The organism is Shewanella sp. BJSY2023SW007 (assembly GCF_047314525.1).
GTDB lineage: Bacteria > Pseudomonadota > Gammaproteobacteria > Enterobacterales > Shewanellaceae > Shewanella > Shewanella chilikensis.
Genome location: NZ_JBKORL010000031.1, coordinates 14,352 through 37,947, shown reverse-complemented (window position 1 = coordinate 37,947; position 23,596 = coordinate 14,352). Strand labels below are relative to the sequence as shown.

The following is a 23,596-nucleotide window of genomic DNA, read 5'->3' as shown; positions in this document are numbered from 1 at the left end:
GATTAAAAATCCAGATCGCGGCCACACACCAAGGTAGTTTCCGCCTTGTTTGTGGCAAAAGTGCTGTAACAGCCGAGTTCAGCGCGCAAAATATCCGCTGGCAAGGCATATCCCGGCTCACCATTGATAGTGATGCTCTCGCTGTCATCGGTGTAATCCGTGCTCAGCGTGGTGCCATCGGCCAACTGCCAGCGACTAAGAAATGAGTGCAGATTGGCACAAACCGTGATTTCACACTCCAGGGTCTTTTGGCTGTCACCCTTGATCACTATGCACTCAGTGGTTTTCTCGCCGCAGCCCGCCTGAGCAGACACAGAGATGGCGCTGAGCAGTAAGGCGCCGCCTAGCAGACTCAGCTTAGCTGCCGCGGTTAATTTTCTGGATTGCATTTTCCAGCTCCTTCCCATTTTTTCTTGTTCCCTGTTGCCCTTGCTGTGACTCACTTGGCCTGCGATATCCAGCCCCAAGCTTATATTGACCAAAGGCTCTTATAGACTAAAGGCTTTGACAGGCTAAGGGCTCAGGCCGTGACTGCAGGCTGCGTTTTTCGGCAAGCATTGGTGCTGAGCAAAGGCAAACCCCTTATTTAAACAGGAAAAACAAGGCGATAAAACAAGAAAGCAATAAAAAGCCGGGGCAATTTCCCCGGCTCAAACGCTGAAAAAGCTTAATCCAAAGACTGACGCCGCAAGCGGTTGGCGTTGGTCACCACAGTCAATGAAGACAGCGCCATTGCCGCGCCGGCCACCACAGGGCTCAGCAAGATCCCTGTCAGCGGGTACAGCACCCCGGCCGCAATCGGGATCCCCAGAGTGTTGTAGATAAAGGCGCCGAACAGGTTCTGCTTGATGTTGCCAAGCGTCGCCCGCGACAGGGCAAATGCCCCGGCCAAGCTCCCCAGCCTTGGGTTAAGCAAGGTCAGGTCGGCGCTCTCTATGGCAATCTCTGTGCCCGAGCCCATGGCAATGCCGACATCGGCGGCCATCAGCGCCGGGGCGTCATTGATCCCATCACCAACCATGGCCACCACTTCACCCTGCGCTTGAAACTTATTGACCCAGGATTGCTTTTCATCCGGTAACACCCCGGCGATGACTTCCTCAATCCCCACCTGACGCGCCACCGCTTCGGCTGTGACCTGGTTATCACCACTGAGCAATACCAAGCGTTTGCCCTGGGCCTTGAGTGCGGCCATGGCTTCTTTAGCATCGGCTTTGATTGGGTCACTGATCCCCACCAACGCCAGCAGTTGATTATCTCGGGCCACCAGCACCTGGGTGTGTCCAAGCGCCGCCCCCTGCTCCAGTCTTGCCTGGTGCGTCTCGGTCAGCCTAATGCCCAGTGCGTCCATTAACTTGCTGTTGCCGACCGCCCACTGCCGGCCTTCAAATTGCCCCAGCAGACCTTGCCCCTGGCGATAGTCAAACCCCTGCGGCTCAGTCAGCACAACCTCTTTGGCTTTGGCGGCATCCAGCAGCGCCGCCGCCAAGGGGTGGCCCGAGTGTTGCTCAAGACTCGCCACGGCGCGCAGCAGCTCGCGCTCATCAAAGGCATCATCAAAAATATCCACCTGGGTGACGGCGGGCTTACCTTCTGTGATGGTGCCGGTCTTATCCAGCACCACACAGCTGACTTTGCTGGCGGTTTGCAGCGCCTCACCGTTTTTCACCAACACCCCCATGGAAGCGGCGCGGCCGACAGATACCATGATGGACATGGGCGTCGCCAGCCCCAAGGCGCAGGGACAGGCGATAATCAGTACACTGGTCAGCACCACCAACGCATGGGACAGCGCAGGCTCAGGGCCGGCAAAATACCAGATGATGGCCGCCAGCAGCGCAATCACCACCACCACAGGCACAAACACGGCGGCTATCTTGTCTGTCAGTCGCCCTATGGGCATCTTGGAGGTCTGGGCCTCCTGAACCAGGGCGATAATCTTCGCCAGACGGGTATCGGCAGGCCCGGCAGTAACTTGGTAAATAAGGCTGCCGTTTCCATTGACTGTGCCGGCGCTCAGACTGTCGCCCACGGATTTAGCCACGGGAATGGGTTCGCCTGTGAGCATGGACTCATCGAGCAGCGAATTGCCTGAAAGCACTTCACCGTCGAGCGCCACTCTGTCACCCGGGCGCAGTCTCAGCTTGTCGCCCACCACCAGCGCCGCTATGGCCACGGTTTCATCGCCGTTTTCGGTGATCTTGATGGCCGTATTGCTCTGCAGGGCAATAAGCTTCTGCACCGCTTCACTGGTCTTGCCGCGGGCTCTCAGCTCCAATGCGTGCCCAAGGTTAATCAAGCCGAGGATCATCACACTGGCCTCAAAGTACACATGACGGGTGCCGTCGGGGAAAAAGCCGGGAATAAGCACCACCAGCATGGAGTAAAGCCAGGCCGTGCCCGTACCCAGGCCGATCAGCGTATCCATATTGGCACTCTTGGCCTTGAGTGAACGCCACATACCACTGAAGAAGTGGCCCCCGGTGGTGACCAGCAGCAACAAGGTCAGCAGCCCCATGGCGCCCCAGATAAGTTGGCTTTGGCTATCGTGGATCATCATGTCACCACCGGCCAGGCCCCAGATCATCAAGGGGATCCCCAGCCCGAGACCGGCGATCGCCTGTCTGATCCGGGTGCGATATTCCCTGGCATCATGCTCGGCTTTGTCGGCCATGGCACTGGCGGCATCCGTTATCGGCTCGGCGCGATACCCGGCCGAGAGCAGCAGCGCAACGGCTTCAGCCACTGGCAAACCTGCGGCCACGCTCACCTGCTTGTCGGCGAGATTGACTCTGGCCTCAACCTCTTTGGCGGCAAAGGCTTTTTCTATCTTGGCCACGCAACTGGCGCAGCTCATATCCGGTACAAACAGCAGTGTGGGGTTGGCTGAGTGAGCCATGGCGGCCTTGTGGCTGACGGCTTTATCGGCATGGTTACCGACTTTAGTTTCAGCTTCAGTTGTAGTTGCGGCCACTGCCGGTTTCAAAGCGTCAGCCTGAGCTTCTGTCTCAGTCTCGGTATCAGCCTCGGCATGCTCATCGCGCCAAGGCTCGGCGGTAAACCCGGCGGCCTTTAACAGCTCGGTCAACTCGGCGGCAGTTTTTTGGCTTTTCAGTGCAAGCCGTTTCTGTTTCAGATTGACCGTCACTTCGGCTTCATCACTGAGCGCCTTACGAATACTGGCCTCACAATGGCCACAGGTCATATCGCCAACATAAAAGTGGAAGTTTTCCGGCTCACTTGTATTGCCAGGTTCCAGCGTTTGCGGGGTAAAGCCTGCGCCGATTATCAATTCGGCCAGTTCGGCCGTACTCTTGTGACTTTTCAGCCGCAGCTGTTTGCCATTAAGGTCGACTTCTACCTCAAGCTCATCAGCCAAAGCCTTACGAAGCTTACTCTCACAGTGGCCGCAGTTCATATCGGCAACATGAAAGCTAAAGCTGGCAGGGGTTTCAAGGCTGGGTTCAGGGCTGGGCTCTTGCGCGCTGTCACCGGCGCCGGTAGCCGCAATCTCGGCCTGCTCAGCGTCATAACCTGCGTCTTTCAGTTTCGCCAGCGCCGCGGCGGGGGTGAGCTCTGCGTCCGGGGCGAATGTCAGCGTCAACGACTTATCTGCCACCTCGGTAGCGGCTTCTACGCCGGTATCATCGGCGAACAGGGCCTTTATCTTGCGGGCGCAGCCGCCGCACTTCATATTCGCTATGGTGAATTGTATCTGGTCCATTGGAAACTCCCCTCTTTGCCCCTCGCAAGCGAGGCTGGCTCAACACTGAGATAAAGGTTAAAGTCTCCAGTAACGGGAGAGTCAAGCTCGAAAAATCATCCGTGAGATAAAAGGTGCTCTGACTCTCAACAATGCGCTTGCGGCGCGACAAAATAGCCCACAAAAGTCCCAACAGGGCAGGAGTTCAGCGATGAAAATAGGCGAAGTGGCCAAGGCAACTGGTCTGAGTATCAAGAGTATCCGCTATTACCATGACATAGGCTTGGTTGAGGCCCACAGAGGCGACAATGGATATCGTGAGTATCGGACCGCTGAAATCGAGGCGCTCAAGTTTTTACAGCACTGCCGCGAGCTGGGCTTTACCTTGGATGAATGCCGGGATCTGTTGCAACTGAAACACAATCCCAAGCGCTGCGCCGAGGATGTCAAACGTCTGGCCAAAGGGCACCTGCAGGCGTTGGAAGACAAGATGGCCAGACTGGCGTCGCTGCATGCCCAACTGAGCGAACTGGTATCTCAATGCCGCGGCGGCAATCAGTCTGAATGCGCCATCATAGATGGCCTGTCCAGCGAAACCAAACAGGCCTGAAGCTATCACTCAACTTGTTGTCCGGGCCGCGCCAAGGCTTCGGCATTGTCCAGCTTCAGTGTCGGCAGCGTGCCCGCCGGGGTGAAATCAAACACCATGCCGTAGAACACCAGCTCAGATTCCAGCGCCAGTATCTTGTTATGGGGCTGACGAAAGCCGTGCCCTTCCCCCTCAATGCCGATAAATGCCGTGGGTACGCCCTTGTCTTTCAGCGCCTTGTAGATATGCTGCGACTGACTCGGTGGCACCACCTTATCTTCAAGCCCTTGCAACAGCAGCAAAGGTTCGTTGAACCCCTGCAGATGATACAGGGGCGAGCGTTCACGATACACAGCCTTCATTTCCGGGTAAGGGCCTATCAATTGATCCAAGTATCTTGACTCAAACTTATGGGTTTCCTTGCCCAGCACCTCGATATCACTGATCCCAAAATAGCTTACCCCGGCCTTGAACTTATCATGGAAAGCCAAGGCTGAAAGCACGCTCAAGCCACCGGCACTACCGCCGCGGATAGCCAATTTCTCAGCATTGACCCAGCCTTGGTCAACTAAAAAACCTGCAGCCCAGACGGCATCCTCAACATCTACCTTGCCCCAGTTGCCATAGAGGCTCTGGCGATATTGGCGGCCAAAGCCGGTACTGCCGCGATAATTGAGTTCAAACACGGCAAAGCCGCGGCTGGTCCAGTATTGAATGGCGCTGTCGTATGCCCTATTTGCGCTGGCGGTCGGACCACCGTGCAACATCATCAAAAGAGGCGGCCGGGTATCAGGCAGAGGTTGGTAATCACCATTTACCGGCGGATAAAAATAGCCGTGAGCCTTGTCTCCCCCTTTGGTGGTGAACTCAACATTGACGGCGCGGGAGATGTATCTGGGATCCAGACCACAAATTTTAGGTGCATACACAAGTTCTGTACCGCGGCCGGAAACCTTATAGATGCCGCGCTCGGGTGTTGGCCTATTGCCAACGAAATAAACCCCGTCGGCCCCCTGCACCACCTGTTTGATATCGGCAAAGTCGGCAGCCAGCACTTCAATAACCCCGGTCTGCAGATCCAGTCGCAGCAATCCGGCATCGCCTTCCTTGTTGAAACTGGCTATCAAGGTATTTTCATTTTCAAAGGCGTAAGCATGCTGCCCCAACTTCCAGGCAGGGCCGCCGATTTCGGCCTTGAGTTGGGTAACCTGTTCGATATCGCCTTTGGCATCAAGTCGATAGAGGTTCCACCAGTTGTCATAATCGGCAATAAAGTAGAGCACGCCGTTTGGGCTAAACAGGGGTTGCATCAGTGCGCCCTTGCGCTCGGGTGCGATTTGGCGAATGTTAGTCAACTGCCCCTTGCGATTGAGATCCCCAAGCCACAACTGAGTATTATCCCAAGGCATGTTGGGATGTTCCCAGGTGATCCAGGCAAGCTGAGTATTGTCGGCATTGATTGCCGGAGAACTGATAAAGTCGTGCCCATCGACAAAGATATCCCCTTCACCGGAGAAATTCAGGTTAATGGTCACCAAACTGGCCTTGGGCTCACCCGGTTGTCGATGATCTTCCCGAACACAAATAATCCGTGAGCCCTTGGGGTAAGAGATACATTCCCCGTGACGGGTGCCATTGGGAGTCAGAGCCAGCGCCTCCTGATTCGGCGCTATCCGGTAAAACAGCTGATCCTGCCCCTTGGTGACAAACAGGCTCTGACCTATACCAAGAAAGTCGCCACCGCCATACTCGTGAACCCGACTGCCGATACCAAAGGCCGGCGCCACCACACTGGTAATGCTGCCATCTTTTTCAAGACGCTTGATCCCCACCTTGCCGCCTTCGGCCGGGCTGGATTCCGAGAAATAAATCGCATCACCAACACTCTGCAGCTCACCTATTGCCGAGGCACTGCCGTAGACTTCGGCGGCCCCCAAAGGCGAGACCCAGCTGCCATAAGCCGCGCTAATCCTCTGCTCATTGTCGGCAAGGGCTTGTTGCTCCTGCGCAGGTTGACCGCACCCCTGCAGCACTAACACCATCAGCGCTACGGCCAAAATTTGCTTTCCGGGATTGAAAATCATGGTTTCGTTTCCCCCAACACCCACCCACAGGCAGGTTGAAACTACTACAACGTAAGTCTTGTGTTGTTATTTAAATTTGGCGCAGAACCACTGCAACACCCTGTACTGCTGCAAACTGGATAATCCAAAAAAGATGCAGATCCAAGGTGAAAGCAAATAGTACCAGGTGATGGGTTCAGTGGAGCGACCGCTGAGAAGCAGATAGAAGAATCCAAAATAGATTACCATGACACCCGCGATTCCCACCAGCAAAAGCAGGCGCTTAATCTGTTTCTCCAACCAATGCATGGGTGAGTGTCGTTACCTCTGGTACTTTTAACTTTTATTAGGGAGATTGTTCAATCCGGGACAAGAATTGTCAACGTCTGTAATACAAAGCGGACAAGTATCTCCCCCTCACAATTGCAGAATGATAACTTTTGCAAGAACCTGGCACGTTCACCAGTTTTATCCCGCTCACTGGCCAGAAGTACATGGGGTCAGAGAAGATATTCACCAACTTATCGCCGTCGTTCACATAGAGCTGCAGCGCATCATGGCAAAAGAAAATTAACAAACAAGCTGCCTGGTGGAGGAAGAAAACATCATCCCTGTCCTTGTTTAAAACGCGGTAAAGAACAGGGATGATATCTATTTTGGCCTTGATCTCAAGGCATTGAATTACAGGCGGATACCGCCGTCAATTTCAAATACCCGGCCATTGACATAGTCGTTTTCGATGATGAATTTAACTGTCGAGGCGATTTCAGCGGCATCACCCAAACGGCCGACCGGTACCATTTTCTCAAGACGCTCCAGCGCTTCCGGTTTCATGGCGGCGGTCATTTCGGTGGCAATAACCCCGGGGGCAACAGCGGCGGCCCTGATCTTGTAGCGCGCCAGCTCTTTGGCCCAGCCCACCGCCATGGCAGCGACACCGGCCTTGGAGGCGGCATAGTTGCTCTGCCCCACATTGCCGGCTCGAGCCAGGCTGGAGATATTGATGATCACCCCTTCCTGGCCAGAGCTTATCATGGCGGCGGCGGCTTCACGGCCACAGAGGAAACTGCCGCTCAGGTTTACATTAATAACCGATTGGAACTGCTCCAGCGACATACGGTCTGTCACCTGGCCCTCTTTGGCTTTGATCAGCATGCCGTCACGCAAAATACCCGCGTTGTTTACCAGCACATTGAGCTGACCAAAATCTTCCAGAATGTACTGAAAGGTTGCCATCACATCTTCTTCATCTGTGATATCTACAGCATAACCCTGCACTTCGGTCTCGCCCATCAGGGCACAGGCTTGCTCCAGACGGTCCTGATCCACATCGATCAGCGCCAGACGGGCACCGGCTGCGGCCAACTCCTGCGCCATCGCCAGACCCAGTCCACCGGCTCCACCTGTGATGGCGACTACCTTACCTTTTACATCCATTGGGTTATCCTTATTTCTCTTGCTTGAATTGTTCAAAAATACTGGAAAAATCGCGACGACCATTGCCCTTGCGGGCATGATTGACATAGAGGCTGCGCGCCAGTGCGCCCATGGGAGTGCTCGACTGGCTGGACAGCGCTGCTTCCTGGGACAGGCCGAGATCCTTGACCATAAGATCCACCATAAACCCGCCCTGATAGTCATTGGACGATGGTACGCTTGGCATCACCCCGGGACAGGGGTTGTATTTCTCCAAGGTCCAGTTGCCGCCGCTCGAAACTTTCATGATATCTGACAGCACCTTGGGATCCAAACCATTATCTATCCCCAGACTCAGTGCCTCGCTGGTACCTACCATCAAGACAGACAACAGCATGTTGTTGCAAATTTTGGCAACCTGACCGGCGCCGGCACCGCCTGCATGGAAAATATTGGCGCCCATGCACTCGAGAACAGGTTTAGCCTTGGCAAAACCTGCGTCGCTGCCGCCGCAGATAAAGGTCAGCGTACCGGCCGCGGCCCCAGCGGTGCCACCGGAAACCGGCGCATCAACAAATTCAAGCCCTTTGGCGGCCGATGCAGCCGCCACAGCGCGGGCGCTGTCGGCATCTATGGTAGATGAATCGATAAGTAAGGTCCCCTCGGCCACAACATCCAGCAGCCCTTGCTGCTGCTCGCTGCCGAGGTACAGGCTACGAACATGCTTGCCGGCCGGCAACATGGTTACCACCACATCGGCACCCGCCGCTGCGCCACAGGCGCTCTGGGCCGTTATAGCTCCCTGCTCTGCCAGGCTCTGCATCGCCGCCGGTACCAGATCGAATACCCGAACAGTCATCCCGGCCTTGATCAGGTTAACCGCCATCGGCCCACCCATGTTGCCCAAACCAATAAAAGCCACTGTTGTCATCTGTTTGCTCTCCCTGTTGGAATCTTGTTTGCCGGCATCTGTTACAGATCGGCCAATGGGTGTTCATGTTCAAATGGTGACTCGAGCAAGGCAGATACCGCTTCTTGCGGTGCTATCTTGCCCTTGCCGTAACGCCAGTTGGGATTACGGTCCTTGTCGATAAGCAGCGCCCTGACACCCTCACAAAAATCACCTATGGCGCAGCAGTTGAGGCTGAGCCCCAGCTCGAAGCGGAAACAATCCGCCAGGCTCATGTCAGTCCCAAGCCTTGATTGCTCGTAGGCCAGCGCCCAGCTAAGCGGGCTGCCGCTCAGCATGGTGTCACGGGCACGCTGCAACCAACTCTCTTGGGTTTCCAGGGCCTCCATCTTGGCGAGAATTTCGGCCATATCTCCGGTCATCAGCTCATCAATCTGGGCCTGATGGCCCTTCAAGCGACTGCTGCCGGGACGCTCTTCACTCTGGGTTTCCAGTTCATTGAGCAGATCATGCAGCTTCTGCTGGTTGAGACTGGTGTTATTGCCCCAGTTCACCGTCGCCATGGCATCGAGCATGCGCTCTTTATCCGTTGAGGCCAGAAAATGATTGCCAATGCCGGTATAACGGGCATCGGCCGCATTCATATTGTAGGCGGTCAGGCCGAGAAACAGCCCAGTCTTGCCCGGCATGCGGCCGAGAAAATAGCTGCCGCCGACATCCGGGTAAAGGCCTATGGTGACCTCAGGCATGGCGATGCGCGAACGCTCGGTCAATACTCTGTGGCTGGCACCTATCATCAGCCCCAGACCACCACCCATCACTATGCCGTCGCCCCAAACCAATACCGGCTTGCCGAAGGTGTGCAGCTGAAAGTCGAGCCGATACTCCTCTTCGAAAAACACCCGGGCTTCCTGGGTGTAACTGCCGGGATTGGCCTGCTGCGCCTGATACAGCGCCCGCACATCACCACCGGCGCAGAAGGCTTTATCGCCGCTGCCGTCGAGGATCACGCAGGCAATCTGTTCATCCTGTTTCCAGGCAGCCAACTGCTTGGCCAGCAAACGCACCATGTTGAGATTCAGTGCATTGAGTGCTTTTTCCACATTGAGTGTGGCCACACCAATCAACTTGCCGCTGGCGGTTCCCAGGGTCTGAAATACCACTTCATGACTCATATCACCGCCCTCCTTATGCGTTTTTCCAGTTGGCTGCGCGCTTCTCCAGGAAGGCATTGACCCCTTCTTTCTGATCTTGGGTGTCAAACAGAGCCACAAACAGCTCACGCTCCAGCGGCAGCGCCTGAGCTCTTGGCATATTACGTCCGGCCTGGATCAACTGCTTACAAACGGTCACGCTCGATGGGCTCTGCTTGGCAGCCTTGGTCGCCAGCGCAATGGCAACGCTCAGGGCCTCACCCTTACCAACTACCTCTTCGACCAGGCCAATCTCACGGGCCTTGGCGGCATCGATTCGCTCACCGCAAAGGATCATCCGTTTGGCCCAGCCCTCACCAACCAGAGCGGTCAGATTCTGGGTACCGCCGGCGCAAGGCAGCAGACCGACTGTGGCCTCGGGTAATGCCAGCTGCGCCTGCTCTTCGGCGATACGGATATCACAGGCCAATGCCACTTCCAAACCGCCGCCCATGGCATAACCGTTGATGGCGGCAATAGACACACCGCGAAAGGCGCTCAGGGTTTCAAATGCTTCGCCAAAACAGCGTGCCATGGTGGCGGCATTGCCTTTATCACCATCGGCAAACAGCTTGAGATCGGCGCCGGCCGAGAAGAATTTCTCCCCTTCCCCTGTCAGTACCAAGGCATAGATATCTGGATCATTGTTGAGCTCTTCCACCTTGAGGCGCAGTTCATTGAGGCTCTCGGCCGTCCAGGTGTTGGCCGGTGGATTGTTGATGGTCAGAACAGCCGTGTGGCCTTCGATATGCTCAATCAAAAAAGACATGAATGACTCCTTGCAATTCGGTTAAATGGGTTTGGCCTTAGAGGATCTCGCCGGCATGCTCATCCAGCAGACGGCGGGCGATGATAAGGCGCATAATCTCATTGGTTCCTTCCAGGATCTGGTGTACCCGTACATCACGGAAATGTCGCTCCAGTGGGTATTCGCGGATGTAGCCGTAACCACCGTGAATTTGCAGCGCGCTGTCACACACGGCAAACCCTATATCTGTGGCAAAACGCTTGGCCATGGCGCAATAAGCCGTGGCTTCGGGATCGCCGCTGTCCAGCTTAAATGCCGCCAGACGCACCATCTGCCGCGCGGCGACCAGTTCTGTGGCCATGTCGGCCAGCTTGAACTGCAGCGCCTGGAAGGCGGCCAGTGGTTTGCCGAACTGCTTGCGCTCATGCATATATTCAGTGGCGCGCTCAAGTGCAGCCTGAGCGGTACCCACAGAGCAGGTGGCGATATTGATGCGGCCGCCATCCAGGCCCTTCATGGCGAAGGTAAAGCCCTGGCCTTCCTCACCCAACAGATGATTGACCGGCACCCGCACGTTTTCAAAAGTAATGAGTCTGGTTGGCTGGGCGTTCCAGCCCATCTTGTCCTCGGCCTTGCCGTAGATAACACCCTTGGCGTCAGCCGGGATGGCAATGGCCGAAATTCCCTTGGGGCCGGCCTCACCGGTGCGGCACATCACCACCAAAAGCTCGGTGGCGCCGGCGCCCGAGATAAACATCTTGGAGCCGTTAATCACATACTCATCGCCGTCGCGCTCGGCGCGGGTGGCAAGTGAAGCAGCGTCACTGCCTGAACCTGGTTCGGTCAGGCAGTAAGAAGCCAGCTTGCTGCCTGTGGTCAGCGCTTCAGACCACTCGGCCCGCAGACTTTGCTGGCCCCAGGTCGTCACCATCCAGGTGGCCATGTTGTGAATGGTCAGCATGGCTGTGGTGGCAGTGCAGCCCTTGGCCAACTCTTCAAAAATAATCGAGGCATCCAGACGCGACAGGCCCATACCGCCTTCCGACTCGGGAGAATAGAGTGAGCAGAATCCCAGCTCCCCGGCTCTTTGGATCACGTCTTTGGGAAAGTGATGCTCCTCATCCCATTTGGCGGCAAATGGGGCCAGTTCATCGGCGGCAAACTGGCGGGCCAGCTCGGCGAATTGGCGCTGATCTTCGTTGAGATTGAAATCCATGCTTGACTCCTGTGCGCAGATCTCTGCGTCTTGCGGTGATCCGGTGATGCCGGATCTCTTGTTATTTACTGTTGCGATTAAAAAGGGGCACCGGCCATTGCCGCTGCCCTTGGGCTCACACTGTTACTTGAGGGCGATAGTCATGTTGGGACCAGAGGCGATATCAGACTCGAACCAACGGCTGGTGATGGTCTTGGTCTCTGTGTAGAAACGCACCGCCTGCTTGCCGTAGGCGTGCTGATCGCCGTAGAAACTGCCCTTCCAACCCGTGAAAGAGAAAAATGGCAGCGGCACTGGAATGGGCACGTTGATACCCACCTGACCCACTTCGATTTCATGCTGGTACTTACGCGCCGCGGCGCCGCTGGCAGTAAAGATAGAGGTGCCGTTGCCGTAAGGGCTGGCGTTAACCAGCTCAATGGCATCTTCCAGCGACTCGGCTTCCATACAGCAGAGCACAGGGCCGAAGATCTCTTCCTTGTAGATGCTCATGTCCGTGGTTACCTTGTCGAACATGGTCGGGCCAACCCAGTTGCCTGACTCATAACCGGGTACTGTGCAGTCGGAACCATCGAGCAGACACTCGGCGCCTTCGGCCTTGCCCTCGGCGATAAGCTTGAGCACCCGCTCTTTGGCGGCCGGACTGATGAGTGGGCCGTAACCGGCTTCCTTGTCATCCCAAAGACCGGGACGCACCTTGGACAGGGCTTCTTTCAGCTCAGGGATCCACTCTTTGGCGGCGCCGACAAACACAGCGACCGACAGCGCCATACAGCGTTGACCGGCAGCGCCAACCGAGGCACCCACCAGGTTATTGATCACTTGCTGCTTGTTGGCATCAGGCATGATCACGCAGTGGTTCTTGGCACCGGCAAAGGCCTGCACCCGCTTGAGGTTGTCAGTGCCTGTCTTGTAGATGTACTGACCCACGCCCACAGAGCCCACAAAGGAAATCGCCTTGATATCCGGGTGAGACAGCAGTACATCAACCGCCGTTTTATCACCGTGAACCAACTGCAGCACGCCCTTGGGAGCCCCGGCCTGTTCGAACAGCTCCACCAGACGCTGCGGCGTCATTGGGTCCTGCTCGGACGGCTTGAGGACGAAGGTGTTGCCGCAGGCGATAGCCAGCGGGAACATCCACAGCGGGATCATCGCCGGGAAGTTGAATGGCGTAATCCCGGCGCAAACCCCCAGCGGCTGAGTGTAGGAGTAGGTATCTATGCTGCGGGCCACGTTCTCAACCGTTTCACCCATCAGCAAGGAGGCGATGTTGCAGGCATGCTCGGCCACTTCGATGCCGCGCCAGACATCGCCCTTGGCATCTTCAAAGGTTTTACCCGTTTCCTGAGCCAAAATGGTAGCCAGCTCATCATGGTGCTCTTTCAAAAGGTGCTGATAACGCAGCATTACCCGAGCACGCTCGGAAACAGCCACTTCCTTCCAGCTCTTGAAGGCTTCCTTGGCGCTGGCGATGGCGCGCTCAACTTCCGGCTGGGTCGCACAGTTGATAAAGGCGATGGTTTCATTATTGGCCGGATTGGTAACATTGATCTGCTTGCTGCCGGAACCGTTGACGAATTCGCCATCTATGTAGTGCTTGACTTGTGTGCTCATAAGAATTCCTTGTAGGTAGTGGGACGACGCACCTACAGCTCTTGTGGCTGCTTTTTGATGGCGCCGTGTCCTGTCTTGTTGATTACTTTAATTTGTTGCCGGCCGCTGTCGCGGCCGACGGGATATCAGATCTCAATCGCCATGGCAGTGGCTTCACCGCCACCTATGCACAGCGATGCCATACCACGCTTGAGGCCTCTGGCCTTGAGCGCATGAATGAGAGTCACCAGCAGACGGGCGCCGGAGCAACCTATCGGATGACCGAGCGCACAGGCACCGCCATTGACGTTGACCTTGGCGGCATCCAGCCCCAACTCGCTGATGGCCAACATGGTCACCATGGCGAAGGCTTCGTTGATTTCGAAAAGGTCGACCTCATCCTTGCTCCAGCCGGTTTGTGCCAAGAGTTTTTGCATGGCACCCACGGGCGCCGTGGTAAACATGGCCGGCTCTTGGGAATGGGTAGCATGACCCTTGATGGTGGCCATCACTGCCAGCCCCAGGTTTTCGGCCTGCTCACGGCTCATCAGCATCAAACTGGCGGCACCGTCGGAAATCGAACTGGAGTTGGCGGCGGTAATGGTGCCGTCTTTGGCAAAAGCGGGCCGTAGCGCCGGGATCTTGTCAGGGCGGGCATTGCCGGGCTGCTCATCGGTATCAATCAGAGTATCGCCGCGGCGGCTGCTTACGGTTACCGGGACTATCTCCTCCTTGAAGGCACCTGAGGTGATGGCTGCATTGGCTTTTTCCAGTGAGCTCAGGGCGAAGGCGTCCATGGCTTCACGGGTCAGGCCAAAATCGTCGGCGGTTTTCTGGGCGAAGGTTCCCATGGCGCCCCCTGTATAGGCATCTTCCAGCCCATCGAGGAACATATGATCCAGCACCTTGCCGTGGCCCATGCGCATGCCGCCGCGAGCCTTATCCAGCAGATACGGCGCCTGACTCATGCTCTCCATACCACCGGCAATCACAATATTGGCACTGCCGGCCTTGATAAGATCGTGCGCCAGCATCACGGTTTTCATCCCTGAGCCGCACACCTTGTTGACTGTAGTTGCGCCAACAGACTGGGGCAAACCTGCCCCCAAAACCGCCTGTCTGGCAGGGGCCTGACCTAGGCCAGCCGGCAATACACATCCCATCAGCACTTCATCGACCTGTTCGCCCTTCACACCTGTGGTTTCCATCAAGGCCTTAATGCTGGAAGCCGCCAGCTGAGGAGAAGGCACTGTGGAAAGACAGCCCTGAAAACCGCCCATGGCGGTTCGTTTGGCGGCGACGATAACAATATCCTGAGGACGACTCATTGTTGACTCCCTTGTTGGGCACCCAAACACCGGCCCAACAGCAGGCCGGCGGTGTTAGGTGCAGCAAATTTGCACTCTGTTGCTGCCACTTTGACGTTTACGCGAACGTAAGGCAAGTACTAATTAGTCTAATACAGGCTCCGTTTATAGATATTTTTGTCAGGGAGGATTTACAGCAAGATGACAGCTTGTGCCCTGAAAGAAAGCCAAAACACTACAGCTTAGAAAATATTAGAGAAGGAAATATCTGTTTAAGGAAGCAAAAGCCGTAGAGGCTGACGCCATCTGGCTTGATATAAGCTAAGCCCTTTAGGACTTAGGGAAGGTGCCAATAAGTCCTAGTGGCACTCTGGCTTACACAGCAATTGGCGTTCAAGGCATCTGACTGAAGGCATACCGGGGCCTGGCGAAGTCGGATAACGCAGAGAGCCGGTTGCTGTGAAAGCCCCGAAGGGCGTGGCTTACAGGCCTGCCTGCTGTGTTGTGCCTCTAGCAAAGGACTCGGGCCATTTGCTGCGAACCACGCCTTGCATCCAGGCCCGTAAGCCGGCGCAGAGCACACATGGGACTTGTTCGCACCTTCCTTGAGTCACAAGACTGCGACTCCCGCCAACAAAACATTTGGTGTTGCGGCTCAGCTACTCTGTTCCCAGGGCGTAATAGCACTGAGATCCGATAAGTCATAAGGGGTCAACTGGTAGACATAATAGTTGAGCCAGTTGCTCACCAACAGACTACCGTGACTATACCAACGAGCTATCGCTTCAGCCTCTGGGTCATCGTTGCGAAAATAGTTTTGCGGGATCTTGGGCGCCAACCCGGCCGCCAGATCTCTTTGGTACTCATCTTTAAGGGTCGACTTGCGATACTCTGGATGCCCCATCACAAACAGGTTGCGATTATCCTTACTGATCACCAGATAGGCACCGGCTTGCTCTGACTCAGCCAGCACTGTCAGTTCGGGATGCGCCCTAAGCTCGTCCACATCCATCTGGGCATAGCGGGAGTGCGGAGCATAAAACTCATCATCAAAGCCGCGCAGCAAGGGCACGTGGGCGCGAATACGCCTATGCTGATAAACCCCGGAGCATTTTTCAGCGAGGATCTTGCGCTCGAGTTGATACAGGTGATAAAAACCGGCGTGGGCCGCCCAGCAGAGAAACAGTACCGAGGTAACATGCTCCTGTGACCAATCGATAATCTCGCGGATATGATCCCAGTAGGTGACCTCCTCGAAATCCAGCTGTCCCAGGGGGGCGCCTGTGATGATCAGGCCGTCATAGTTGCGATGGCGTACATCTTCAAAGTCACGGTAAAAGGTATTGAGATGATCGCTCGGCGTATGTTTCGACTCTTTGTCGTGGATCCTGAGCAGGTCGATATCCACCTGCAACGGAGTGTTGCCCAACAGCCGCAGCAACTGGGTTTCTGTCTCAATCTTGTTGGGCATCAGATTGAGGATCAACACCTTCATCGGCCGTATATCCTGCATTGCCGCCCGGCTCTCGGACATAACAAAAATGTTCTCCGACTCAAGCACACCGGCGGCTGGCAGGTTATCGGGTATTCTTACGGGCATAAAGCGCCTCTCCTGAACTTTCAGGGCAAGGCGCTTGGCTTGGTATACCTGTTAGCGCCCTACCTTTTGCACCATGACGGATACCGGCTCAACCTTGTCGATATTGACAGGATAGGCCTGGGTATTGATAAAGAGTAAGTCATCCTTAAGGGTGATCCTGGCACTGATACTATAGCTGTGGCCACTCTGGAACTGATCCCGGGCAAGAATGAACTTAAAAGGCGTTGGGCTGGTTACGCTGTCGCGCTGAATAACCGCCAGCACTTCTGCCGGAGCATCCGCCTTGGAAACATCCTGAACCTGAACCGTCAACACGGCTTCCGGTGGCAGGGCAATGCGCTCGCGGTACCAGACATCGCCATCAATTTCGACTGTGGCATTCGGGGTTGCACAACCTGTGAGTGCCATCATTCCTGCTACAGCCGCCATCATTGGCATGCGCAGCCAGTTGCCTGTCATTTTCATTGCTAGCTCCTAATCATACACAAAGACTTCTGGATGTCTATACATCCAAGTTTAATCATTGAGAACCTGTGAGGATAATCCTATCATAGGACTCCATTTTTGAGTTCAAATATCCTTATGACACAAGCAACTGCGATTATTGTGGGCGCCAGCTCACTCCTCAGCCGTGAAATAGCCCGCCGCCTGGCCGATGAAGGCACTAAACTGGCATTGCTGGCACAGGATCCCGACTCATTGAAAGAGTTTGCCGCCACCCTGGCAACCGAGGCTCAAGTGTTTGGCCTGGACATAGATAAACCGCAAACCTTGATAGCCGAGCTGGAACAGATTTGGCAACAGTTGGGGGGGGCACATCTGGTGTTGGTCAATACCGGACTCAACTCCTATCATCCGGATCTGCCCTGGCAGCTTGAAGATGAGATCATCAGTGTCAATGTCCGTGGCTTTGCCGCCGTCTGCAACACAGCTTTCATGCTGTTTCGCGAACAGGGTTATGGCCAGCTTGCGGCTATCAACTCCATTGCCGGTCTTCGCGGTGGCCCCAGCGTGGCTTTTCATGCCTCCAAAGCCTTTGGAATGAACTATCTCGAAGGGCTTTCCATGCATGCCCAAAGGCTCAAGCTACCGATCACCATTACGGATATTCAATTGGGATTGCTGGATAAGGCCGCGCTGCAACAAAGTAAGCTGTGGTTATCACCCGTAGATGTGGTAGCCGGGCAAATCATCCGCGCCCTGCAAAAAGGCAAACGCCGGGTCTATGTCACCAAACGCTGGGCGACGGTTGCCTGGCTCACCAAACTGCTGCCCGAGTTTATCTACAACACTCGCCACTGGAAGGTGAAGAAACGCAGAGGGCAATAGAGATAAAATAAACTTCTTATTGTTTTTCATAAAAAGGCGCCGGAGGCGCCTTTTTTATGGTTGAGAGCTCTTGGGTTGGGAGCTTGGGCTTGGAAGAAGTTAGAAAGTGTAACCTATGCTGACCATATAGACCCAAGGATCGATATCGGTTTCGATAGTCACAGCAGCAACTTCACTATTGCTGGTGCCATAGTGATAGTTGAACTTAACATCAGTACTGATCTCGGCATACCAAACTGAAGCGTTCACCAACCAATTATCATTGATTTGATAATCCAGACCCACTTGCGCGGCCCAGCCCCAAGAGTTACTCATACTCAGATCCGAGAGTTTGCCACCGACATCATTGGTAAATTCATTGTCGAAGAAATTGGTGTAGTTAACACCGACACCCACGTAAGGACGCAGCTTGGACTCGGCATTACCGAAATAGTACTGGGCTACCAAGGTAGGTGGCAGGTGTTTGGTTTCGGCAATCTTGCCCAGCTCTCCGAGAGAAACATCATGGCTGAATGGGGTCGCGGCCAGCAGTTCGATACCAAAGTTATCTGTCAGCATATAACCAAAGTTCAGACCCAACTGGGTGTTATTGTCCACACTAAAGGTGCCAAGGTTTCCCAGATCCGGGGTAACAACATTTTGGCTGGATTCATCCGGGGCGACTACAACGGCACCGGCACGAACGATAAAGTCACCGGCCTTGTGAGCCAGCGCAGGGGCAGCAACAGTGGAAAAAAGGGCAGCGGCAATCAATCCTGATACGATATTTTTTTTCATCATCTCACTCCGTAGCGACAACACAGCGCTTTGTTTTTTATTACATCCATAACAACTGAGGCCACACTGCCAGATTTAACCCTTCACATTTTTGATCTGCATCAAGCGTTTTGAGTGATACCTAGTTTTAGATAGCCCAAGCGCGAAACAGATCACACAAACCAAAGATTTATTGATATTGCACCTTTAAATTAAGTGAGCCAGCTCAAAACTTCACTATCCCTAAAGTGAAATAAAAGTACATTTTTCGAACAGACGCACCCAAACAAAAAGCAACCAAAACTTAACAACCGGTTTCAGATATAAATGCTAAAAAATGTTCTTTAAGCGGTATTTTCAACTAAAACATGTCGGAGAGATCAACGAATATTTGAGAACAAAAATCAAAAATGGAGGCCACTCGACAGAAGATATTCATCTGAAATAACAGCAAGCCAAGTGTTCAAGTGAGGAGGGATTCAACGAAAATAATGGAGCCACAGGCGCTTGAGTGTGTGAGCCTAGAACAATGTTTCGAGTAATGGAGTTTTTATTAACGGAGTCTTTAATAACGGATAGTCTGCCAACCAATTCTTGGCCTTGAGCCGACTCTCAAACACCCCAGGAGTGCTCTTGGGGTTAGGGCTGAGTTCCAGCGCAAATAAATGGCCGAGCGGGAATAGGTTAAGCAGTTGCAGCTCCCCTGCCCTCAACCTGACAGCCAACGCGGTTTGCTGCTCAGGCCAATAACTCATGGCATCAGACACTGAAGCATAAGGCTGATGATTGTTTTTGAGGTGCATTCTGGCCTGGTTCTTTACCGACCAAGGTAAGTCGAGCGCGGCGACCAACTTGGCCTCATAGGCCTTGTCGGTGACTTCCGAGGTGTCGTTTGGCTCATAGTAGATCACATCTATATCGCTGAGCCTGGATACAGTGCCGTGCAACTTGTCCCACACCAGGTTACGAACAAACCCCGCCGCCAGCCAGGCATCAATAGGCCCAAGGTTTGCAACACACTCAAGTGCCTGCATCCGCATCCTGTCTTGCTTGAGCCAGTTTTTGATCAGCTCGACTGCCTCGGTTTCGCTGACCTGCTGCGGCCCTCTCGACTCAAGCTTATCATTTGCCACCATAGCCCCCTTAAAAAGACAAAAGCCCCCGCAGAGCGGAGGCCTTTGAGTTTAACTCAAGCTATCACTTATCTTCAGTATCTCTATCCATGTTCTCTGTATTTTCCAGCCAGAGAGCATTGATGATGCCGAAAGAACAAGCCAATAAAATGCCGAGTATCCAAGTGAAATACCACATAATTCAGGCTCCTTAGTACAGTGATGCGCTGTTGTTTTCAATGTGCTTGCGATTCAAGCGACCATACATCTTGAAGTAGGTCCAACAAGTATAACTAAGCACAATAGGAACAAAGATAATTGCCACCCAAGTCATAACGTTCAGTGCCATCTGGCTGGCAGTAGCATCCCACATGGTCAAGCTGACGTTAGGATCCAGTGATGAAGGCATCACGAATGGGAACATAGCTGCGCCGCAAGTCAGGATAATACCGGCAATGGCCAGTGAGCTGAACAGGAAGGCAAAACCACTACGGCCGAAACGGCTGGTCAGCAGTACCAAGGCAGGTGCCAACAGGCCCAGTGCCGGGAACAACATAGTTAATGGATACTTGTCGTAATTGGCCAACCAGGCACCGGCAACCACTTCAACTGTCTTCTGTGTTGGGTCAGATACTGCGTTAGTATCCAGAGCCGAAGTCACCACATAACCGTCGATGCCGGTAGCCAGCCAAACACCGGCAGCCCCGAACAACACGATCAGCAGCACAGCAGTTAACTGAGCGGCAGCAGCGGCGCGATTGCGTAGCTCACCTTCTGTCTTCATCTGCAGCCAGCAAGCACCCTGCATCATGAACATACAGGCACTGACCAGACCGGCCAGCAAGCCAAAGCCATTAAGCAGACCCAGCAGGCCGCCATCATAATGGGCACGCATATATTCATCAAAGCTGAACGGAACACCTTGCAGCAGGTTACCAAAGGCAACACCTATGATCAGTGGCGGTACAAAACCGGCGACAAACAAGGCCCAATCCCAGCTCTTGCGCCAGCGTGGGTCTTCTATCTTGGAGCGATAGTCAAAACCCACAGGACGCAGATACAGCGCCAATAACACTAAGATCATGGCGACATAAAAGCCGGAGAATGATACGGCGTACACAGTTGGCCAGGCGGCGAACAAAGCACCGGCACCGGTAATCAACCATACTTGGTTACCATCCCAATGAGGAGCAACCGTGTTAATCATGATCCGACGTTCAGTGTCGTCTTTACCGAGGATTGGCAACAAGGCACCAACCCCCATATCAAAGCCATCGGTCACAGCGAAGCCAATAAGCAAAACGCCAACCAACAACCACCAGACAAATCTTACTATTTCATAATCAAACATAATGAAATCCCTCTGCTCAGGCTTCTAGTTTTTCAAAGTGATAACGGCCGGTCTTGAGACTGCTGGGACCCAGGCGCGCAAACTTGAACATCAGGAAGAGTTCGATAACCAGCAGCACAGTGTAGAACAGAGTAATGCTGATGATACTGAACCAGAGATCACTCACGGTCAGACTGGATGCAGACACAAAGGTCGGCAACACTTCTGAAATAGTCCAAGGCTGGCGACCATACTCAGCTACAAACCAACCACACTCGATGGCAATCCAAGGCAGAGGTAAGCTGTAAAGCGCGGCCTTGAGGACCCACTTCTTCTCTTCAATCTGGTGACGAGTGCTCTGCCAGAATGCGGCAGCAAACACCACTAACATCACAACACCCAGGGCAACCATGATACGGAAACTCCAGAACAGTGGTGCAACACTTGGGATAGAATCCAGCGCGGCAGCCTTAATCTGTTCTTCGGTGGCATCAACCACTTTGTCTGTGTAACGCTTCAGCAGCAGGCCATAACCTAGATCAACTTTCTGCTCTTCAAAGGCTGCGCGAACCGCAGGGTCTTCTTCAATAGCAGGGTCGGCTTTGGCGGCACGCAGCTGCTCAAGCAAAGCATAAGCCTTCATACCGTTACGGATACGAACTTCGTGTTCCGCAACCAGATCCTTGATACCTGTCACTTCTTCATCAATAGAGCGAGTGGCGATAATACCCATGGCGTATGGGATCTTGATGGCATAGTCGGTATGCATAGTTTCCTGATTAGGGAAACCAACGGCAGTAAAGGCTGCTGGAGCAGGTTCTGTATGCCATTCAGCTTCGATTGCGGCCAGCTTGACCCGCTGAGCTTCACCAACCTTGTAGCCGGATTCGTCACCCAGAACGATAACGGACAGAATAGAAGCCATACCGAAGCTAGCTGCAATAGCGAAAGAACGGCGGGCAAAAGGTAAGTCACGCTTCTTGAGGATGTAGTAGGCACTGATAGCCAGAACAAACATGGCACCAGCCACATAACCGGAGGCCACAGTGTGGACAAATTTAACCTGTGCAACAGGGTTGAGTACCACGTCTGCGAAACTGGTCATTTCCATGCGCATGGTTTCATAGTTGAACACGCTACCCACAGGGTTTTGCATCCAGCCGTTGGCAACCAGGATCCACAGCGCAGACAAGTTACTTCCCAAGGCCACCAACCAGGTTACTGCCAGGTGTTGACGCTTGGAGAATCTGTCCCAACCGAAGAAGAACATACCCACGAAAGTGGATTCCAGGAAGAATGCCATCAAACCCTCGATGGCGAGAGGAGCACCAAAAATGTCACCCACATAGTGTGAGTAATAAGACCAGTTGGTACCAAACTGGAACTCCATTGCCAGACCTGTGGTAACCCCCAGGGCAAAGTTAATACCAAAAAGCTTGCCCCAGAATTTGGTCATGTCCTTGTAGATCTGCTTATCAGTCATCACATAAAGTGATTCCATGATTGCCAGCAGAAAGGCAAGACCCAAAGTCAAAGGAACAAACAAGAAGTGATACATGGCTGTCAGCGCAAATTGAAAGCGCGATAGCTCAACGACTTCTTCAACTATCATTTGTGACTCCTTACATGGTGCTCCGCCCACTGCCTTTAGATCCCCATCAAAGACAGCGGGAGGTGAGTTGGATAGCTTAGTTCATTAATTTCTTATCTACCCGGAAACCCGGATAAACCACCCAAATGATTCGCCTTGCCTCTCCCTTGCCTTCCAAAGGCTCAAAAATCGGCTTTTTCCAGCCAGAGCGAGAGGCGAATCACGCTTTTGCAGACTTATGCGATCAGCATCAGCATTTGCCAGTGTTCTAATATTTGCAAATTATTTAATATCAGTCACTTGCGCTATTAGTTCAGCTAAGATTTGCCCTGATTTTATACCACTTGAATTTGACGCAAATCAATCAAACTCCGGCCTTTAGCTGGGTTTTGCGGTAAGGGACACAGGCACCAAGAAAACAGCTTGACAAGCCACAAGCAATATGCTAGAGGCTTTACAGCAATACAACATAACCTCACTTTTTGGCAGTTTCAGAAAAATTTAAACAAAAACCTGGCAAAATAAACTTTTTAACAAATCTGCAAGTTAAATATGCTAACGATAAAAATTAAAACCCAAACAAACATAACGTCAACTAATTGTTTTAATTGGTAAAAAATAATAAAAATAAAATAGCCAAAAAACACAACCAAATAAGGCATTAGTTTTACTAATCTTATTATGTATTATTTCTCGTTTGATAAGCTCGATATAATTGACTACTATATAGCCTGTGTTAAGGAGACGCTCAGGTCGGTCGATATCGATATCTGCAGACCTTCCTCCGCGCACAATGATTGAACTTTGTGTGGAGATATTGCTATGAAAAAATTTTTCGAACGTCTGGTTAACTGGTACAAGCCTGTTTTTGCTGAACTTTATAAGTCTCAATTGGTGTACTGATCACAGTTGAATATAGGCTTGTCTTGAAGTTTTGTTAGCGCAAAACGGCCCCATAGGGTTACCTATGGGGCTTTTTCATAACAGGAACCAATGAAAAGAGATTGCCGTCTTAGACCGGCTTTAGCCTACTAAGCGCTGTAAAGCGTACATTTTGACACTTCAACACATAAGAATATATTGAACAAAGTGCAAGCTATTGATGATATGAAGCTTTTCCTGTAGGACAAAAGTCAA

General features: G+C 53.4%; 20 protein-coding genes and 1 pseudogene. 2 read left to right on the top strand and 19 right to left on the bottom strand.

Going from position 1 to position 23,596, the window contains the following annotated elements:
- Positions 1–2: 2 nt before the first annotated feature.
- From ACMHXE_RS06540 to ACMHXE_RS06530, 3 genes and pseudogenes are all read right to left on the bottom strand, one after another.
- On the bottom strand, positions 3–389 hold the full coding sequence (locus ACMHXE_RS06540; RefSeq protein WP_165564903.1) for a hypothetical protein: 387 nt from the start codon (positions 387–389) through the stop codon (positions 3–5).
- Between the two features lie 278 nt (positions 390–667).
- Positions 668–2,899 carry a heavy metal translocating P-type ATPase gene (locus tag ACMHXE_RS06535; protein WP_413731760.1) on the bottom strand — a complete coding sequence of 744 codons (2,232 nt, stop codon included), beginning with the start codon at positions 2,897–2,899 and terminating at the stop codon, positions 668–670.
- 171 nt (positions 2,900–3,070) lie between these two features.
- Positions 3,071–3,724: pseudogene (locus ACMHXE_RS06530) on the bottom strand (heavy-metal-associated domain-containing protein); the annotation flags it as partial.
- A 190-nt stretch (positions 3,725–3,914) separates the two neighbouring features.
- On the opposite strand from ACMHXE_RS06530, the gene ACMHXE_RS06525 reads away from it, so the two are divergent.
- On the top strand, positions 3,915–4,313 hold the full coding sequence (locus tag ACMHXE_RS06525) for a MerR family DNA-binding protein (protein ID WP_101053036.1): 399 nt from the start codon (positions 3,915–3,917) through the stop codon (positions 4,311–4,313).
- Positions 4,314–4,318: 5 nt separating this feature from the next.
- Here ACMHXE_RS06525 and ACMHXE_RS06520 read toward each other — a convergent pair whose 3' ends face one another.
- The 11 genes from ACMHXE_RS06520 to ACMHXE_RS06470 form a co-directional block, all read right to left on the bottom strand.
- Entirely contained in the window at positions 4,319–6,376 is a 2,058-nt protein-coding gene (locus ACMHXE_RS06520) for a prolyl oligopeptidase family serine peptidase (RefSeq protein ID WP_413731729.1), read from the bottom strand.
- Positions 6,377–6,442: 66 nt separating this feature from the next.
- Complete coding sequence (locus tag ACMHXE_RS06515; RefSeq protein ID WP_039032782.1) at positions 6,443–6,664, bottom strand: hypothetical protein; 222 nt, start codon at positions 6,662–6,664, stop codon at positions 6,443–6,445.
- Positions 6,665–7,036: 372 nt separating this feature from the next.
- Positions 7,037–7,792, bottom strand: a complete 756-nt coding sequence (locus ACMHXE_RS06510) for an SDR family oxidoreductase (protein WP_025009790.1) — start codon at positions 7,790–7,792, stop codon at positions 7,037–7,039.
- A 10-nt stretch (positions 7,793–7,802) separates the two neighbouring features.
- Positions 7,803–8,702: a 3-hydroxyisobutyrate dehydrogenase gene (gene mmsB / locus ACMHXE_RS06505; RefSeq protein ID WP_101053032.1), complete on the bottom strand. Its 900-nt coding sequence runs from the start codon at positions 8,700–8,702 to the stop codon at positions 7,803–7,805.
- A gap of 41 nt (positions 8,703–8,743) precedes the next feature.
- Positions 8,744–9,856 carry an enoyl-CoA hydratase/isomerase family protein gene (locus ACMHXE_RS06500; protein WP_413731726.1) on the bottom strand — a complete coding sequence of 371 codons (1,113 nt, stop codon included), beginning with the start codon at positions 9,854–9,856 and terminating at the stop codon, positions 8,744–8,746.
- A gap of 13 nt (positions 9,857–9,869) precedes the next feature.
- Positions 9,870–10,643, bottom strand: coding sequence for an enoyl-CoA hydratase (locus ACMHXE_RS06495; RefSeq protein WP_071475957.1), 774 nt, complete (start codon positions 10,641–10,643; stop codon positions 9,870–9,872).
- Between the two features lie 37 nt (positions 10,644–10,680).
- A complete protein-coding gene (locus tag ACMHXE_RS06490; RefSeq protein ID WP_025009787.1) occupies positions 10,681–11,838 on the bottom strand; it encodes an acyl-CoA dehydrogenase family protein in 1,158 nt (385 codons plus the stop codon).
- 123 nt (positions 11,839–11,961) lie between these two features.
- Positions 11,962–13,455 carry a CoA-acylating methylmalonate-semialdehyde dehydrogenase gene (locus ACMHXE_RS06485; protein WP_025009786.1) on the bottom strand — a complete coding sequence of 498 codons (1,494 nt, stop codon included), beginning with the start codon at positions 13,453–13,455 and terminating at the stop codon, positions 11,962–11,964.
- Positions 13,456–13,580: 125 nt separating this feature from the next.
- On the bottom strand, positions 13,581–14,762 hold the full coding sequence (locus ACMHXE_RS06480) for a thiolase family protein (RefSeq protein WP_101053026.1): 1,182 nt from the start codon (positions 14,760–14,762) through the stop codon (positions 13,581–13,583).
- A gap of 634 nt (positions 14,763–15,396) precedes the next feature.
- The gene (gene metA / locus ACMHXE_RS06475) at positions 15,397–16,341 is read right to left on the bottom strand and encodes a homoserine O-acetyltransferase MetA (protein WP_165564900.1); all 945 of its coding nucleotides are present in this window, start codon (positions 16,339–16,341) and stop codon (positions 15,397–15,399) included.
- Between the two features lie 51 nt (positions 16,342–16,392).
- The gene (locus tag ACMHXE_RS06470; protein ID WP_404829502.1) at positions 16,393–16,806 is read right to left on the bottom strand and encodes a YbaY family lipoprotein; all 414 of its coding nucleotides are present in this window, start codon (positions 16,804–16,806) and stop codon (positions 16,393–16,395) included.
- A gap of 117 nt (positions 16,807–16,923) precedes the next feature.
- On the opposite strand from ACMHXE_RS06470, the gene ACMHXE_RS06465 reads away from it, so the two are divergent.
- Complete coding sequence (locus tag ACMHXE_RS06465; RefSeq protein WP_412522770.1) at positions 16,924–17,670, top strand: SDR family NAD(P)-dependent oxidoreductase; 747 nt, start codon at positions 16,924–16,926, stop codon at positions 17,668–17,670.
- Between the two features lie 99 nt (positions 17,671–17,769).
- On the opposite strand, the gene ompW is transcribed toward ACMHXE_RS06465, so the two are convergent.
- The 5 genes from ompW to ACMHXE_RS06440 all read right to left on the bottom strand — a co-directional run bounded on the left by ompW (position 17,770) and on the right by ACMHXE_RS06440 (position 22,480).
- Positions 17,770–18,450 carry an outer membrane protein OmpW gene (gene ompW / locus ACMHXE_RS06460; protein ID WP_071475960.1) on the bottom strand — a complete coding sequence of 227 codons (681 nt, stop codon included), beginning with the start codon at positions 18,448–18,450 and terminating at the stop codon, positions 17,770–17,772.
- 497 nt (positions 18,451–18,947) lie between these two features.
- Positions 18,948–19,562: a nucleotidyltransferase family protein gene (locus ACMHXE_RS06455; RefSeq protein WP_413731722.1), complete on the bottom strand. Its 615-nt coding sequence runs from the start codon at positions 19,560–19,562 to the stop codon at positions 18,948–18,950.
- Positions 19,563–19,623: 61 nt separating this feature from the next.
- A complete protein-coding gene (cydX, locus tag ACMHXE_RS06450; RefSeq protein WP_039032771.1) occupies positions 19,624–19,737 on the bottom strand; it encodes a cytochrome bd-I oxidase subunit CydX in 114 nt (37 codons plus the stop codon).
- A gap of 12 nt (positions 19,738–19,749) precedes the next feature.
- Positions 19,750–20,889, bottom strand: a complete 1,140-nt coding sequence (gene cydB, locus ACMHXE_RS06445; protein ID WP_101053015.1) for a cytochrome d ubiquinol oxidase subunit II — start codon at positions 20,887–20,889, stop codon at positions 19,750–19,752.
- Between the two features lie 16 nt (positions 20,890–20,905).
- Complete coding sequence (locus ACMHXE_RS06440; RefSeq protein WP_101053013.1) at positions 20,906–22,480, bottom strand: cytochrome ubiquinol oxidase subunit I; 1,575 nt, start codon at positions 22,478–22,480, stop codon at positions 20,906–20,908.
- Positions 22,481–23,596 lie beyond the last annotated feature (1,116 nt).

Coding starts and splice junctions, on each gene's coding strand:
- ACMHXE_RS06525 (WP_101053036.1), top strand. CDS start 3,915: ATGAAAATAGGCGAAGTGGCCAAGGCAACTGGTCTGAGTATCAAGAGT.
- ACMHXE_RS06455 (WP_413731722.1), bottom strand. CDS start 19,562: ATGGTGGCAAATGATAAGCTTGAGTCGAGAGGGCCGCAGCAGGTCAGC.
- ompW (WP_071475960.1), bottom strand. CDS start 18,450: ATGATGAAAAAAAATATCGTATCAGGATTGATTGCCGCTGCCCTTTTT.
- ACMHXE_RS06510 (WP_025009790.1), bottom strand. CDS start 7,792: ATGGATGTAAAAGGTAAGGTAGTCGCCATCACAGGTGGAGCCGGTGGA.
- metA (WP_165564900.1), bottom strand. CDS start 16,341: ATGCCCGTAAGAATACCCGATAACCTGCCAGCCGCCGGTGTGCTTGAG.
- ACMHXE_RS06490 (WP_025009787.1), bottom strand. CDS start 11,838: ATGGATTTCAATCTCAACGAAGATCAGCGCCAATTCGCCGAGCTGGCC.
- ACMHXE_RS06465 (WP_412522770.1), top strand. CDS start 16,924: ATGACACAAGCAACTGCGATTATTGTGGGCGCCAGCTCACTCCTCAGC.
- ACMHXE_RS06515 (WP_039032782.1), bottom strand. CDS start 6,664: ATGCATTGGTTGGAGAAACAGATTAAGCGCCTGCTTTTGCTGGTGGGA.
- ACMHXE_RS06520 (WP_413731729.1), bottom strand. CDS start 6,376: ATGATTTTCAATCCCGGAAAGCAAATTTTGGCCGTAGCGCTGATGGTG.
- ACMHXE_RS06485 (WP_025009786.1), bottom strand. CDS start 13,455: ATGAGCACACAAGTCAAGCACTACATAGATGGCGAATTCGTCAACGGT.
- ACMHXE_RS06495 (WP_071475957.1), bottom strand. CDS start 10,643: ATGTCTTTTTTGATTGAGCATATCGAAGGCCACACGGCTGTTCTGACC.
- ACMHXE_RS06480 (WP_101053026.1), bottom strand. CDS start 14,762: ATGAGTCGTCCTCAGGATATTGTTATCGTCGCCGCCAAACGAACCGCC.
- ACMHXE_RS06535 (WP_413731760.1), bottom strand. CDS start 2,899: ATGGCTCACTCAGCCAACCCCACACTGCTGTTTGTACCGGATATGAGC.
- cydB (WP_101053015.1), bottom strand. CDS start 20,889: ATGTTTGATTATGAAATAGTAAGATTTGTCTGGTGGTTGTTGGTTGGC.
- mmsB (WP_101053032.1), bottom strand. CDS start 8,702: ATGACAACAGTGGCTTTTATTGGTTTGGGCAACATGGGTGGGCCGATG.
- ACMHXE_RS06440 (WP_101053013.1), bottom strand. CDS start 22,480: ATGATAGTTGAAGAAGTCGTTGAGCTATCGCGCTTTCAATTTGCGCTG.
- ACMHXE_RS06470 (WP_404829502.1), bottom strand. CDS start 16,806: ATGAAAATGACAGGCAACTGGCTGCGCATGCCAATGATGGCGGCTGTA.
- cydX (WP_039032771.1), bottom strand. CDS start 19,737: ATGTGGTATTTCACTTGGATACTCGGCATTTTATTGGCTTGTTCTTTC.
- ACMHXE_RS06500 (WP_413731726.1), bottom strand. CDS start 9,856: ATGAGTCATGAAGTGGTATTTCAGACCCTGGGAACCGCCAGCGGCAAG.
- ACMHXE_RS06540 (WP_165564903.1), bottom strand. CDS start 389: ATGCAATCCAGAAAATTAACCGCGGCAGCTAAGCTGAGTCTGCTAGGC.